The organism is Schaalia odontolytica, from assembly GCF_005696695.1.
Lineage (GTDB): Bacteria > Actinomycetota > Actinomycetes > Actinomycetales > Actinomycetaceae > Pauljensenia > Pauljensenia odontolytica_C.
This window is the reverse complement of the sequence record NZ_CP040006.1, coordinates 1,564,978-1,579,199: the sequence shown is the minus strand read 5'-3', so window position 1 is coordinate 1,579,199 and position 14,222 is coordinate 1,564,978. Positions and strand designations below refer to the sequence as shown.

Below are 14,222 nucleotides of genomic sequence, written 5' to 3'. Positions count from 1 at the left end.
AAGGTCCGCCCTTGCGGCCCCTCTCCCTTTAGAGTAGATGCATGCGTAGTCTCATGCAGTTAGCTGAAGAAGCCTCTTCGACGCCGTTGTCGGAGCAGGACATCGATTGGCTGCACCTCCTCCTCGCGGACTGGCAGGTGCTCGCCGATCTGGCGGCCGCCGACCTTGTTCTGTGGCTGCCCGCCGACGACGGACGCTTCATCGCGGCCGCCCACTGCCGTCCCGCGACTTCGACAACCGTCCACGTGGACGACATCATCGGCCTCCACCTGCCCGCCGCCCGCGAAATCGACCTGCGGCGCGCTCTGCAGACCGGTCAGGTCGTGCGTTCGCCCGCCGCCCGCTGGGCCGGCACCTATTCGATGATGGAAACCTGCGTGCCCGTGTGCCACGACGGGCGCATCATCGCCGTCGTCACGCGCGAGGCCAACCTGTCGAGTCCGCGTCTGTCCCTCGGCTTCGAGGGGTGGACCGTCGCCGCGGCCGACACCCTGTGCCAGATGATGGCGCGCGGCGAATACCCCTACGACTCAACACCGCAGGTCACCTCCCATGGCGTCCCGCGAGTCCTCGACGGCGCCGTCCTGCTGGATGCGGAGGGCCGCGTCCAGCACGCGACCCCCAACGCTGTGTCGTGCCTGCGCCGCCTCGGCATCCGCACGCACGTGACCGGAAAGGTTCTCGCTCAGGAGATTACCGAGGTCATCGGGGATGGCACCCTCATCGAGGAATCCATGGCGGTCGTTGTCATGGGCCGTGCCTCCTGGCGCGTCGAGATCGCCGCGCGCGCATCCACCGTCAGCATGCGTGCCCTGCCCCTCGTCAACGGACGTAAGCGCCTGGGCGCCGTCATCCTGACGCGCGACGTCTCCGAGGTTCACCGTCACGAGCAGGAACTCATGACGAAGGACGCGACGATCCGCGAGATCCACCACCGCGTCAAGAACAACCTGCAGACCGTATCCGCCCTGCTGCGCCTTCAGTCGCGCCGCTCCTCCGAGGAAGCCGTCAAGGTCGCGCTCGCTGAGGCCGAGCGCCGCGTGCAGGCGATCGCGACCGTGCACGCCGCCCTGTCGCAGAACGTCGATGAGTCGGTTGACTTCGACGAGGTCGCACGCACGATCGTGCGCATGGCCGGTGCGATCGCCTCCACGGACCACGCCGTCGAGGTCATCACGACCGGCAGTTTCGGTACCATTCAGGCCGATCAGGCTCAGGCCCTGGCGACAGTCCTCAACGAGCTGGTCGCCAACTCGGTTGAGCATGGCCTTGCGGACCGCGACGGCCTCATCGAGGTGCGCGCCGAGCGCGAGGGAACGTCCATGACCGTGACCGTCGCAGACGATGGCGTGGGCTTCGTGCCGGGCACGCCCATGAGCGGCCTGGGCACGCAGATCGTGCACCAGATGGTGCGCGGCGAGCTCAAGGGGTCGATCGAGTGGGCGCCCCGCGAGGGCGGCGGCACGCTCGTCACGCTCCACGCCAACCTGGATCCCGCCTGATCGGGGAGTCGCCCAGGCGGTGTGAATGATCAACGAACGAGGCCGGGGATCCGTTGTGGATCCTCGGCCTTGATCGTTTGTACGGCGCGTGCGGGCGCTGTGGCTTGTTAGCAGCCTGCGCGGCGTGCGCGCGCGGCGCGGCGCTTGAGGGAGCGGCGTTCTTCTTCGCTCATGCCACCCCACACGCCGGAGTCCTGGTTGTTGTCGATGGCCCACTGCAGGCAGATGCCCACGACCTCGCACTCGCGGCACACAGCCTTGGCCTCGGCGACCTGCGTAATAGCCGGACCCGTGTTCCCGATGGGGAAGAAAAGTTCCGGGTCTACGGTCAGGCATGCTGCCTTACTGCGCCAATCCATGATCTGTCTTTCGCTCCTCGCGTCCTGTGCGCCTGGTTCTCTTTTACTCTTTTTCAGTGTCCGCTAGGTCATCTTAGTCGCGCAAGGTCGTGTCAACAGTGAAATGGAGATGTCACTATGTGGCTGCTCACGACCGGCCAATAAGGTGGGACTTAGGTGTTAACTGACCCTGCGGTCAGTTGGACAGTACTGACGGTATCACCCTCGCTGATCAGTCCGCAGGTCATATCCCACCGTCGTGCCGTCAGGGCGAGCGGGGGCGTGTGGCTGTGTTGAATTAATGCGCGAATTACGTTGTGTGTGGGGTTGAGCGCGAGGACCCTGTGCTTGTCCCATCTGGTGATACGAGTCCACGCTTCTTCGGGAATTACGTCAGAGATCTTTGGTGTTTCCCAACCGAGGTGGGCGTGGATGGCCTCGACGACCCGGGCGTCATCCCTGTGCCCGACGATGATCCACGGCAGGGCGTGTGCCCAGGTGGGGGTGGTGTAGGTGGGGCCGATTAGGATGGGACAGCGGGTATTTCTGACCAGCGCAGCGACCTGCGAGGGGGAGGGGATGCGCCAGTCGTTCTCGGTATCCGGGTGATCGCCCCGGCCACGAACGGCCTGCCGGGGGATGGTGGCGAGGCGAGGTCTCTCTCCCGGTCGCACGACGAGCGCCTGCCCCTCACCGAGAGCGCGCAGCTCCCCGGGCGCGATCCCGGCGTGGACGGCCTCGTCCGCGTCCCTCGCACGCACGATACGCGTCGAGAACGCTCCCATTGCCGCGCTCGACGGGGTGAATCTGCCCGCGAAGGCTGCGACGATGACGATGCCAGCGCGCCTGGCCTTGGCCAGGAGCGAGGTCCACAGCGCCTCCGCCTGGGGAGCAGCGAGCGCCTGCGATAGATACGAGCGCAGCTGCGGGGCATCCGTGAGCGCGAGGACCGCTGGCGCGTGGTCGCAGATGCCTTCCAGCAGGTCGATGACGCTGGGTGCGTCCGCAGGCAGCTGGGAAGTCGCGCCTCCCGCCGCGTCCTCGCCAATCACGTGGAGAGGGCGGCGGGTATCGTGAGCGATTCGGGTCGCGAGGGACAGAGCCCATTGCGCGGCGAGACGCGCCTCGTGCGCGCTGGTCTGAATCTGGATGCTTCCTCCGTCCCAGACGATGGGGGAGTGACGCTCGATGCCTTCCGCAAGGCCGAGAGACACGTTGGTGCCGCCAGGGAGTCCGTCGTGGGACTCGTTCCCCTCCGGGGCGTGATCGACGAAGCTCTGTGCGGCGTCGTCGACATCCTCCCAGTTCAACTCCTGGGGTAGGGGCGGCGCCCACAGGGGCTCGGTGCCCGTACGAGGCCACGCGGCGTTGCAGCGCTCGACCACTGACGCGATGTCGGCGAGGTAGGTCAGCTGGATCGTGCCCACGTCCGACAGAACCGCGCGACCGGGGATACGCGGCAGTGAAGCGGCGCGTCCGTCCCCGATGATGTCGGTGGAGTCCGAGGCGCTGACACAGCGCAGACACAGCCGAATGTCCATGTTTGCGCGCATCTGTGCGCTCACTGCGCCCGAGGGGCGTTGGGTGGCCGCGATGAGATGCAAGCCGAGGCTGCGTCCCTGCGCGGCGAGACGGAGCAAGACTTCCATCGAATCGGGGTGGGCCTGGGCGAGAACGCGGAACTCGTCGATCGCGACGATGAGACGAGGCGGGGGAGCGCTCACGCTGACGGGTTCCTCCTCGTGAGCGCTCTCCCAGGTGGCGAGGTCGGGGAAACCGAGCTCCCCGAGCGTCTCCTCGCGTCGCTGGAGGATCGACGCGATCCCCTCCAGCGCTCGAGTTGTGGCCCCGGCGTCGAGGTCGGTGAGGAGTACCTGGGTGTGTGGAAGCGCCTCCAGGCGAGCGAACGTCGCCCCGCCCTTGTAGTCGATGAGGATGAAGCGGACCTGTTCGGGGCTGTAGCAGTGTGCGATTGCGGCAAGCCACCCGAGGAGCGCCTCTGATTTCCCCGATCCGGTGCACCCGGCGACGAGCGCGTGCGGCCCGTCGGCGACCAGGTCCAGGTCGACGGGCCCCTCCTCTCCCAGGCCGATTCGCACACTCAGCCCACCGCCGCGTCCCCTCGCCGAGGCCGGATCCCAGTCGAGCCGCGCGGGCAGGCTGTCCTGCGCGTCTGCCCTGGTGACGGTCCACCACCAGTGCGAGCTCACGGGTGCGTCATTGGTGACGCACACCTGCGCGCACCACGCCGGAAGGAGCGACAGCGAGGAGGCGTATCCGATGTGGAGCGTTGGGTGGGCGGCGTCGCGCGTACAGTGCGGGCAGGAGTCGTGGTCGCTGACGTGGATATCCACGCCCGCGTTCCCCATGAGCACGGGAGTGGCGCTGTTCCACCACACGCGCGCCCCGCCGAGTTGAGCGGCGATCTGGCCGGCGCACCACAGCGCGCACTGGGACGCGTGGACGCCGACGATGCCGATCGCCTCGCACTCACCAGGCTCTCTCGCATCACCGGACGCCGCCAGCCGCACGCGCCGTCCCACGCGCGTGGGCTGCCCCGGCCACACGGCAGCCCGCGCAGAGCGTGGAGGAGCGGACGAGGCTGGAAGCCCCGCAAGGATCAGGGACAGTGCCCCTCCATCCCAGCCCAGGCGACGCCGACGTGCCCGCCACGCCAGGACGACCGCGGCGATGATCGCGACCAGTACAACACCCGCGCAGGCCGGCGCGAGCATAGAGGACAGCGAGACGGACGAGCGCAGCCTCCACAGAAGAAACCCTCCCATGACGAGCACTGAGACCAGGGGAGCTCCTCGCAGGAGAGATGATCCCGTCAGCGATCCCCGGCCTCGTCCAGAAGGTGCGGGCCAGGCCAGGCGCCGAGGCCGTCCCCGCACCTCGAAAATGTCCTCCCCCAGGCGGATGCGGGTCCCTGCAGGGAGAGGATGGGCGTCCCGATGGCGGCGCCATAGGGGGAGCCGAGCGCGCACGCGCACGGGTGCAGCGCCGGGCAACACGCGCAGGACTGCTCGGCCGTCCCGCGTCGAGAATCGGAGGTGCTCTCGAGCAACGGACGCGCATGTCAGTGGCAGGTCCCCCGCTCGCCCGACCGTGCCGGGGGCGAGCACGACGCCGACGTCCGGACCCGCGACGCAGGCCAGGTGAACGTCGGCTCGCAAGGCCGATCGGGCGAGACAACCGGAATCCTTCATGCCCCAACGATCCCGCTGCGCTTGCGGCCGATCAAGCGGCGACAGAAGCCCTGTGGATAACCCGAGGCGCTCGCATGCCCCTGTGGATAACCACCCCGCAGACCCGTGTGGCTATGACCACCTCCGCCGCCCAAGCGCCCCGCCCGCCGGTCCGCCAGCCTCGTCAAATGCAAGAATGGACCCCATGGCTGACTCCACGTTCGAGACGACCCGCGACCGCTACAACGACCTCGTTGACCGCATCAACGAGGCCCGCGCCGCCTACTACGACCGTGATTCGCCGACCCTCGCGGACGCGGACTACGACCGCATGTACCGCGAGGTCGAGGAGATCGAGGAGCGATACCCGCAGCTGCGCGGTGCCGACTCACCCACGATGAGCGTGGGCGGCAGCGTCGACTCCGGTTTCTCCGAGGTGCGCCACCTCGCCCAGATGATGTCCCTCGACGACGTCTTCTCCCTTGAGGAGCTCGCCGGGTGGGAGACCCGCATGGCCGAGGCCACCGGCATCTCCGACCTCGAGATGACGAGCGAGGTCAAGGTCGATGGCCTGTCCATCAACCTCCTCTACGAGAACGGCCGTCTCGTGCGCGCCGCGACCCGAGGCGACGGCTACGTCGGCGAGGACGTGACCGCTAACGCCCGGACGATCAAGTCGATTCCACAGACCCTGACCGGCACCGTCCCCACGCGCATCGAGGTGCGCGGCGAGGTCTACTTCCCGGTCGCCGACTTCGCCGCATTCAACGAGGCAAGGGTCGAGGCCGGCGAAAAGACCTTCGTCAACGCGCGCAACGCCGCCGCCGGATCCCTGCGCCAAAAAGACCCGACCGAGACCGCCAAGCGTCCCCTCGCGATGGTCGCGCACGGCATCGGCTTCGTCGAGGCCGGGGAGGACTTCACCGAACCGACCACTCAGATGGGCTGGTACGAGCAGCTGCGTGACTGGGGCCTGCCCGTCTCGCCCTACACCCGCGTGCTCACGGGCCGGGAGGCCATCGAAGAGCGGATCGCCGAGATCGGGGCGGACCGCCACGGCCTCGTCCACGAGATCGACGGCGTCGTCGTCAAGATCAACGACCTGGACCTGCAGCGTTCCCTTGGCTCAACCTCGCGCACGCCGCGCTGGGCGGCCGCCTACAAGTTCCCGCCCGAAGAGGTCCACACGCGCCTGCTCGACATCCGCGTCCAGGTGGGCCGCACCGGCCGTGTGACCCCGTACGGCGTCATGGAATCCGTGCTGGTTGCGGGCTCGAACGTCGCGCGCGCGACCCTGCACAACGCCCAGGAGGTCGCCCGCAAGGGCGTCCTCATCGGCGACCTCGTCGTCCTGCGCAAGGCCGGTGACGTCATCCCCGAGATCGTCGCCCCCGTCGAGGATGCGCGCAACGGATCCGAGCGTCCCTTCGTCATGCCTACCGAGTGCCCCTCCTGCGGGACGACGCTCGTTCAGGAGAAGGAAGGCGACGTCGACCTGCGCTGCCCGAACAAGGGTTTGTGCCCCGCGCAGATCACCGAGCGCCTCGCCCACGTCGGCGCCCGATCCGCCCTGGATGTGGAGGGCCTCGGCGACGAGTCTGCGCTCGCCATGACCCAGCCCGAAAACGACCGTGATGAGGTGGCGGCCGCCCTGGTCGCCGGCCACAGTGTCACGCTGGAGGACGGCACCGTCCTCATCCTTGAGGGCGGCCGCGAGCTGCCCCACGGCGAGCAGATCACCCGCGCCGAGGAACTCCTGCCCGCCCCGCAGGCACCCGCCCTGCGCACCGAGGCTGCGCTCTTCGACCTGCGCGCCGAGGATCTGCGCGACGTCATGGTGTGGAAGCCCGTCAAGAAGAAGGGCGAGGAAACCGGGGACTGGAAGCAGGTTCGCTACTTCTGGACGAAGGCCTACAAGACCCGCAAGCTGCGCGGACAGACCATCTTCGAGCCCATCGAGCCCAGCGCCTCCAAGGGCACCGAGAAGATGCTCGCCGAGCTGGACAAGGCCAAGAGCCAGCCCCTCGCGCGCGTCCTCGTCGCCCTGTCCATCCGCCACGTCGGCCCCACGGCGGCCCGAGCGCTCGCAGAGAAGTTCCTGACGATGGATGCTCTGCGCGCCGCCTCGGTCGAGGAACTCTCCGCCGTCGAGGGCGTGGGCGAGGAGATCGGCCGATCGCTGCGCGACTGGTTTACGGTCGACTGGCACCTGGAGGTGCTGGAGGCGTGGGCGCGCGCGGGCGTGCGCATGGCCGACGAGGCGCCCGAGCCGGCCTCGGACGTGCTCGCTGGTCTGACGATCGTCGTCTCGGGCGCGATGCCCGGATACGACCGCGAGGGCGCCAAGGAGGCGATCACTTCGCGTGGCGGCAAAGCCGCGGGCTCGGTCTCGAAGAAGACCTCGCTCGTGGTCGCGGGCCCGGGCGCAGGCTCGAAGGCCGCGAAGGCCGAGGCCCTGGGCGTCCCGGTCATCACCGAGCGGCAGTTCGCGGACCTCCTCGAGGGAGGCCTGGCAGCCGTCGGCCTGTAACGAGGCCGGGGCTCAGACGAAGGGCTCGAAGGGACCCAGCAGCACCTCGCCGACGCGGGTGATCATCGAGCGCTTCTCCCACTCGTCGATCGTCAGGCGGCGGGCCGTCGTCAGGTCGTTCGCGAAAATCTCCTCCATGCGCGCAGCCAGCGGGCGAGAGAAGAACTGCAGGCACACCTCGTAGTTGCCGCGCATCGACAGGCGGTCGATGTTCGCCGTGCCGATCGTCGACCAGCGACCGTCCACCGTCATCGTCTTGGAGTGGACCATCGCGTGACGGTACAACCAGATCTCCACGCCCTCGCGCAGCAGCTCGCCGTAGTAGGGGCGCGCCACCCAGTCCGCCAGAATGTGGTTGGAATACTCGGGGATCAACACCTGGACGCGCACGCCACGGCGGGCGGCGGCGATCAGGGAACCGAGGACCTCGCGGTCAGGGATGAAATACGCCGTCGTGATGAGCACACGGTCGGTCGCACGCTCGATCGCGTCGATGTACATGCCGCGGATCGGGAAGAGGAGGTAGTGCGGCAGGTTGAACTGCGCGGTCACGTCCGCGCTCCACGCGCGCGCACCCTGATCCGGTAGCTCGGGGCTGGTTGCGGGGCGGAAGTGGTTCCAGAAGTCGACGAAGCCGTTTTCCAGCTCCCACACGGCCTCGCCCGTGATGCGCACGTGGGTGTCGCGCCACTCATTCGCGAACGGATCGCCGATGTTGTAGCCGCCCACGAAGCCGACCTCGCCGTCGACCACGAGAATCTTGCGGTGATCCTGGCCCGTGCGACGAATATTCAGGGTGAAGAAGCCCGAGCGAAGCGTCGGGAACTTACGCACGTGCAGATTCGGCATGACGGGGAACTTGTAGAAGCGCGGATCCTGGTTGAGGACGCCGAAGCCGTCCCACACGCAGAACACCTCGACGCCGCGCTCGGCGGCGGCGATGAGTGCGTCCTTAAATCGTTGTCCCCAGCGGTCTGAGCGCCAAATGAAGGTCTCGAAATAAATGTGATGCGTTGCCCCTTCGATGGCCTCCAGCATGTCCGCGTACAGGGAGGTTCCCTCCGTGTACGTGCGCGCCACGGTGTTGCCGATCTGCGTGTCGGCGGGAGGCAGGGTGGGGAAACCGTGCACGCCACCGGGGATACGGGCTGTGCGCATGCGGTCGATCGCGTGCACGGTCACGACTGCGGCCGCCTGGGCGGCGAGCAGCGCGATTCCCGCTTTTTTGACAATGGACCACGTCTGCCTGGTGAGTTGGCGTCGCTGTGAAAAGGCCATACGGGTAGGATGCCACACATGTCACGCATTAGTACTGACGAGGTCGCCCGCGTTGCGGGCCTGGCCCACATCGCATTGACCGACGAGGAAATCACGCGTTTCGCGGGTGAGCTCGACGCGATCGCCGACGCCGTCTCCAAGGTGTCCGAGGTCGCCACCCCCGAGGTTCCCGCCACGTCCCACCCGATTCCGCTGACCAACGTGTGGCGCGAAGACGAGGTTGGGCAGACCGTGGACCGCGACGAGGTGCTCGCTCAGGCGCCCGCCGCCCAGGACGGCATGTTCCTGGTTCCGCAGATTCTGGGGGAGGACTGATGAACGAGCTGCTGAAGAAGAGCGCCCTCGAGCTGGCGGACATGCTGGCCGCCGGCCAGATCACCTCCGTCGAGCTGACCCAGGCGTGCCTGGACCGCATCGACGCCATCGAGGACCGCGTCAACGCCTTCATCACCATCGACCGCGAGGGCGCCCTGGCGACCGCGGCCGACGTGGACGCGCGCCGAGCGGCGGGGGAGACCCTGCACCGCCTGGCGGGTGTGCCGATCGCCGTGAAGGACAACGTGGTGACGCGCGGCCTGCGCACCACCTGCGCCTCGAAGATCCTGGGCGACTGGGAGCCTCCCTACGATGCGACCGTCACCGCCAAGATCAAGGAAGCCGGCCTGCCCATCGTCGGCAAGACCAACATGGATGAGTTCGCCATGGGCTCGTCCACCGAGCATTCCGCCTTCGGTGCGACGAAGAACCCCTGGGACACCGAGCGCATCCCCGGCGGCTCCGGCGGCGGTTCGGCCGCTGCTGTCGCGGCCTACATGGTGCCCCTGGCCCTCGGTTCCGACACGGGCGGCTCGATCCGCCAGCCCGCGTTCGTGACCGGCACGGTCGGCGCCAAGCCCACCTACGGCGCGGTGTCGCGTTTCGGCCTGGTGGCCATGGCCTCGTCCCTGGACCAGATCGGCCCCGTCACCCGCACGGTCGCCGACGCGGCCGCCCTGACCGAGCTGATCGGCGGCTACGACCCCAACGATTCGACCTCCCTCAACGAGCCGGTCCCCGCGCTCACCGAGGCCGTCGAGTCCGTCGCCGCGCAGGGCTCCATGAAGGGCCTGAAGGTCGGCGTCGTCAAGGAGCTGAGCGGCGAGGGCTACCAGAAGGACGTCATCGACGCCTTCAATGCCACCGTCGAGAAGCTGCGCGAGGCCGGCGCTGAGATCGTCGAGGTTTCCTGCCCGCACCTGGAGTACTCGCTGGGCGCCTACTACCTGATCATGCCCGCCGAGGTCTCCTCGAACCTGGCCCGCTTCGACGGCATGCGCTACGGCATCCGCGTCGAGCCCACCGAGGGCCCCGTGACCGCCGAGCGCGTCATGGCCGCCACCCGCGAGGCCGGCTTCGGCGACGAGGTCAAGCGCCGCATCATCCTGGGCACGCACGTGCTCTCGGCCGGCTACTACGACGCATACTACGGCAGCGCCCAGAAGGTGCGCACGCTCATCCAGCGCGACTTCGACGCGGTATTCGAGCAGGTCGACGTGCTTGTGTCGCCCACGGCCCCCGAGACGGCCTTCAAGTTCGGCGAGAAGACCTCCGACCCGCTGGCCATGTACCTCTACGACGTCGCGACGATCCCCGCGAACCTGGCGGGCATCCCCGGCGTGAACGTGCCTAACGCGGTGTCCTCCGAGGGCCTGCCCATCGGCTTCCAGGTGCTGGCCCCCGCGCGCGGCGACCTGGTCATGTACAAGGTGGCGTCCCTGGTGGAGGCGCTCAGCGACGACGTCGCGGGTCAGTGCCCCGCAGCTAACTGGGAGGAAAAGTGATGACTGAGCTCATGGATTACGACGAGGCGGCGCGCCGCTTCGACCCGGTTCTCGGCATTGAGGTGCACGTCGAGCTGGGCACCAAGACCAAGATGTTCGACGCCGCCCCCAACGCGTTTGGCGGCGACCCGAACACCTTCGTGACCCCCGTATCGCTGGGTTTGCCTGGCTCCCTGCCGGTCGTCAACCACAAGGCCGTCGAGTACGCGATCAAGATCGGCCTGGCGCTGAACTGCGAGATCGCGGAGTACTGCCGTTTCGCGCGTAAGAACTACTTCTACCCGGACCTGACGAAGGCCTTCCAGACCTCTCAGTCCGACGAGCCGATCGCTCACGACGGCTACGTGGACGTCGAGCTCGAGGACGGCACCATGTTCCGCGTGCAGATTGAGCGCGCGCACATGGAGGAGGACGCGGGTAAGAACACGCACATCGGTGGTGCTGATGGCCGCATCCAGGGCGCGGACCACTCGCTCGTGGACTACAACCGCGCGGGCGTGCCGCTCGTGGAGATCGTGACGCGCCCGATCGAGGGCGCCGGCGAGCGTGCGCCCGAGGTGGCTGCCGCCTACGTGCAGGCCCTGCGCGATATTTTCCGCGCCCTCGACGTGTCCGAGGCCCGCATGGAGCGCGGCAACGTGCGCGCCGACATCAACGTGTCGCTGCGCCCCACGCCGGAGTCCCCGCTGGGTACGCGCACCGAGACGAAGAACGTGAACTCCTTCCGCGGCATCGCCTCGGCCGTGCGCTACGAGATGCAGCGCCAGGCCCAGATCCTGTCCGAGGGTGGCACGATCCTGCAGGAGACCCGTCACTACCACGAGGAGGACGGCTCGACGTCGTCCGGCCGTGAGAAGTCGGATTCCGAGGACTACCGCTACTTCCCCGAGCCGGATCTGGTTCCGATCCGCCCGGATCGTGAATGGGTGGAGGAGCTGCGTGCCTCGCTGCCCGAGCTGCCCGTCGCCAAGCGCCGCCGCCTGCGCACCGAGTGGGGGTATGCGGACATGGAGATGCGCGATGTCATCAACGCCGGCGCCCTCGAGCTCATCGAGGCCACGGTCGCCGCGGGCTGTGATCCCGCCTCCGCCCGCAAGTGGTGGATGGGTGAGATCTCGCGTCGCGCCAAGGAGCGCGAGGTTTCCCTCGACGAGGCCGGGGTCAGCCCCGCTCAGGTCGCTGAGCTGCAGGGTCTCATCGATTCGGGTCGCATCAACGACAAGCTGGCGCGCCAGGCCCTCGAGGGTGTCCTCGCGGGCGAAGGCGATCCGACGCAGGTCGTCGAGGCCCGCGGTCTCGAGGTCGTCTCCGACGACGGCGCCCTGACGGCTGCCGTCCAGGAGGCCTTGGACGCCAACCCCGACATCGTCGAGAAGATCAAGGGCGGCAAGGTCCAGGCGGCCGGCGCCCTCGTCGGCGCGGTCATGAAGGCCACACGCGGGCAGGCTGACGCCGCCCGCGTGCGTGAGCTGATCATGGAAATGGTCGGCGCCTGAGGTTACTCCGCACGAGCGTCACGGGGGCCGGGATCAATGCGATCCCGGCCCCCGTCGTCGTCTCCGGACTGGACGCCCCGGCCTCGTGGTGATCTCCCGAGGAGGAGCCCCGGCCTCGTCCCTGATCGTTCGCACGTGTCCACGTTGTGGCATTCCTCTTCCGGGGGGAGCGGAAAGTTACCTAGGATGAGCGCTTGAGGACAGCTGGGCCGACTGTGGCCGGGCGCCCAACGAAAGGACAGACATGCGCACATCGCCGTCGTACACCGCCTCCTACCGTATCGAGGTGGACGAGAAGACGACTTCCATCGCGTCCATTGTTGACGCAGTCTCTTCGACTGGAGCGGAGATCAAGGGCCTCGACGTGGCCGACTCCGACCGCGGGCGCATCATCATCGACCTGACGTGCGACATGCGCGATTCCGAGCACCGCCGCGAGGTCCGCGACGCCATCGGCGCGCTGCCCGGCGTGACCGCCGATTCGGTCGCCGACCAGACCTTCATGAGCCACATCGGCGGCAAGGTGGAGATCCACTCCAAGGTGCCGCTGCGTAACCGTGACGACCTCTCGCGCGCCTACACGCCCGGCGTGGCCCGTGTGTGCACCGCCATCCACGACATGCCCCAGAAGGCCCACCTGCTGACCATGAAGGCCAACACGGTCGCGGTCGTCTCCGACGGCACCGCGGTCCTCGGCCTGGGTGACATCGGCCCCGAGGCCGCTCTGCCCGTCATGGAAGGAAAGGCCGTCCTGTTCAAGGAGTTCGGCGGCGTGGATGCGTGGCCGGTCGTCCTGGACACCAAGGACACCGAAGAGATCATCTCGATCGTCAAGGCGATCGCCCCCGCATACGGCGGCATCAACCTGGAGGACATCTCCGCGCCCCGCTGCTTCGAGATCGAAGAGCGCCTGCGCGCCGAGCTCGACATCCCCGTCTTCCATGACGACCAGCACGGCACCGCGATCGTGGTCCTCTCTGCACTCATCAACGCGCTGAAGATCGTGAACAAGAAGATCGAAGACGTGCGTATCGTCGTCTCCGGCGTTGGCGCCGCCGGCAACGCGATCATCCGCCTGCTGCTCGCCCAGGGTGCGCGCGACATCATCGGCTGCGGCCGCGATGGCGCGCTGTCCGGAGACGCGACCGAGGGCATGCACCCCTCTCGTAAGGCGCTGGCCGAGGCGACCAACCCCCGCCACGTCCACGGCTCCCTCAAGGAGGTCCTGAAGGGTGCGGACGTCTTCATCGGCGTCTCCTCCGGCAACATTCTCGATCCCTCCGACGTCGAGACCATGGCGGACGACGCCATCGTCTTCGCGCTGGCCAACCCCACACCAGAGGTCGACCCGATCGGCGCCGGCAAGTACGCCGCCGTCGTCGCCACGGGCCGCAGCGACTATCCGAACCAGATCAACAACGTTCTGGCCTTCCCGGGTCTGTTCCGTGGCCTCCTGGACGCCAAGGTCAAGGAGATTACGACCGAGGTTCTGCGCGTTGCTTCCGTGGCTATCGCGTCCGTGATCTCCGAGGACGAGCTCTCGCCCTCCTACATCATCCCCGGCGCCTTCGATAAGCGGGTTGCTCCCGCCGTTTCCAAGGCCGTGCGTCGCGCCGTGCGCGACCTGCCGACTGTTGATATCCCCGTTCAGCCCGACATGGATGTGAACTGAGAGTCATTTCGGCTGTTTGACGGGCCCGATCGCGCTGGTGATGCGCGGTCGGGCCCGCCTTTTCGTTGACTGTGCACGGTCATGCAAGCTGAATCGACCCAGACTTTTCGTTGTGTTTGGTGGGTTTGTGGCTTGTATGGTGGGGGTCACGGTGTTTTGGTTTGACTTTGGGTGTGGGGGTGAGTAGATTATTCACCTGTCGCCGCGAGCTTGTGAGTGGGTTTGTGGTGGTGGTTCACCGCTCTGGTGGCTGGGTTTTTGGCTTGGTTGTCTGGGGTGTGTGGGTGTTGTTTGTGAACTCGATAGTGTGTTTGTTTGTTTTTTTATGCCTGTTTTTTGTTTTTGAGTGTTTTTGGTTGGGATTGCTGGCTGGCCTTTTTTGGTTGGTTGGTTTT

At 67.3% G+C, this 14,222-nt stretch carries 9 protein-coding genes; 6 read left to right on the top strand and 3 right to left on the bottom strand.

From position 1 onward, the window contains the following. The first annotated feature begins 41 nt into the window (after window positions 1-41). Window positions 42-1,502 carry a sensor histidine kinase gene (locus tag FBF35_RS06930; protein ID WP_003789912.1) on the top strand — a complete coding sequence of 487 codons (1,461 nt, stop codon included), beginning with the start codon at window positions 42-44 and terminating at the stop codon, window positions 1,500-1,502. Window positions 1,503-1,609: 107 nt separating this feature from the next. On the opposite strand, the gene FBF35_RS06925 is transcribed toward FBF35_RS06930, so the two are convergent. Together FBF35_RS06925 and FBF35_RS06920 are read right to left on the bottom strand one after the other, a co-directional pair. Then, complete coding sequence (locus FBF35_RS06925) at window positions 1,610-1,861, bottom strand: WhiB family transcriptional regulator (protein ID WP_007587459.1); 252 nt, start codon at window positions 1,859-1,861, stop codon at window positions 1,610-1,612. Between the two features lie 152 nt (window positions 1,862-2,013). Further along, window positions 2,014-4,626: an FtsK/SpoIIIE domain-containing protein gene (locus FBF35_RS06920; protein ID WP_082632921.1), complete on the bottom strand. Its 2,613-nt coding sequence runs from the start codon at window positions 4,624-4,626 to the stop codon at window positions 2,014-2,016. A 601-nt stretch (window positions 4,627-5,227) separates the two neighbouring features. Between FBF35_RS06920 and ligA the strand changes: the two genes are divergently transcribed. Next, entirely contained in the window at window positions 5,228-7,561 is a 2,334-nt protein-coding gene (gene ligA, locus FBF35_RS06915) for an NAD-dependent DNA ligase LigA (protein WP_060567636.1), read from the top strand. 12 nt (window positions 7,562-7,573) lie between these two features. Here the strand turns inward: ligA and FBF35_RS06910 are convergent, their stop codons facing one another. Beyond that, entirely contained in the window at window positions 7,574-8,839 is a 1,266-nt protein-coding gene (locus tag FBF35_RS06910) for a phospholipase D-like domain-containing protein (RefSeq protein WP_060567637.1), read from the bottom strand. 18 nt (window positions 8,840-8,857) lie between these two features. Between FBF35_RS06910 and gatC the strand changes: the two genes are divergently transcribed. The 4 genes from gatC to FBF35_RS06890 all read left to right on the top strand — a co-directional run bounded on the left by gatC (window position 8,858) and on the right by FBF35_RS06890 (window position 13,827). Then, the gene (gene gatC / locus FBF35_RS06905; RefSeq protein ID WP_060567638.1) at window positions 8,858-9,154 is read left to right on the top strand and encodes an Asp-tRNA(Asn)/Glu-tRNA(Gln) amidotransferase subunit GatC; all 297 of its coding nucleotides are present in this window, start codon (window positions 8,858-8,860) and stop codon (window positions 9,152-9,154) included. After that, complete coding sequence (gene gatA / locus FBF35_RS06900) at window positions 9,154-10,659, top strand: Asp-tRNA(Asn)/Glu-tRNA(Gln) amidotransferase subunit GatA (RefSeq protein ID WP_060567639.1); 1,506 nt, start codon at window positions 9,154-9,156, stop codon at window positions 10,657-10,659. Before gatC ends, gatA begins: the two co-directional genes overlap by 1 nt. Beyond that, window positions 10,659-12,155 (top strand): Asp-tRNA(Asn)/Glu-tRNA(Gln) amidotransferase subunit GatB, encoded by a 1,497-nt coding sequence (gatB, locus tag FBF35_RS06895; RefSeq protein WP_060567640.1) that lies wholly within the window; start codon window positions 10,659-10,661, stop codon window positions 12,153-12,155. The genes gatA and gatB overlap by 1 nt, the downstream gene beginning before the upstream one ends. Window positions 12,156-12,399: 244 nt before the next feature. Next, complete coding sequence (locus tag FBF35_RS06890; RefSeq protein ID WP_060567641.1) at window positions 12,400-13,827, top strand: NAD-dependent malic enzyme; 1,428 nt, start codon at window positions 12,400-12,402, stop codon at window positions 13,825-13,827. Window positions 13,828-14,222: the final 395 nt, after the last annotated feature.

What these genes read in the sequence shown, in the direction of transcription:
- FBF35_RS06930 (WP_003789912.1), top strand. Translation starts at nt 42, where the DNA reads ATGCGTAGTCTCATGCAGTTAGCTGAAGAAGCCTCTTCGACGCCGTTG.
- FBF35_RS06925 (WP_007587459.1), bottom strand. Translation starts at nt 1,861, where the DNA reads ATGGATTGGCGCAGTAAGGCAGCATGCCTGACCGTAGACCCGGAACTT.
- FBF35_RS06920 (WP_082632921.1), bottom strand. Translation starts at nt 4,626, where the DNA reads ATGGGAGGGTTTCTTCTGTGGAGGCTGCGCTCGTCCGTCTCGCTGTCC.
- ligA (WP_060567636.1), top strand. Translation starts at nt 5,228, where the DNA reads ATGGACCCCATGGCTGACTCCACGTTCGAGACGACCCGCGACCGCTAC.
- FBF35_RS06910 (WP_060567637.1), bottom strand. Translation starts at nt 8,839, where the DNA reads ATGGCCTTTTCACAGCGACGCCAACTCACCAGGCAGACGTGGTCCATT.
- gatC (WP_060567638.1), top strand. Translation starts at nt 8,858, where the DNA reads ATGTCACGCATTAGTACTGACGAGGTCGCCCGCGTTGCGGGCCTGGCC.
- gatA (WP_060567639.1), top strand. Translation starts at nt 9,154, where the DNA reads ATGAACGAGCTGCTGAAGAAGAGCGCCCTCGAGCTGGCGGACATGCTG.
- gatB (WP_060567640.1), top strand. Translation starts at nt 10,659, where the DNA reads ATGACTGAGCTCATGGATTACGACGAGGCGGCGCGCCGCTTCGACCCG.
- FBF35_RS06890 (WP_060567641.1), top strand. Translation starts at nt 12,400, where the DNA reads ATGCGCACATCGCCGTCGTACACCGCCTCCTACCGTATCGAGGTGGAC.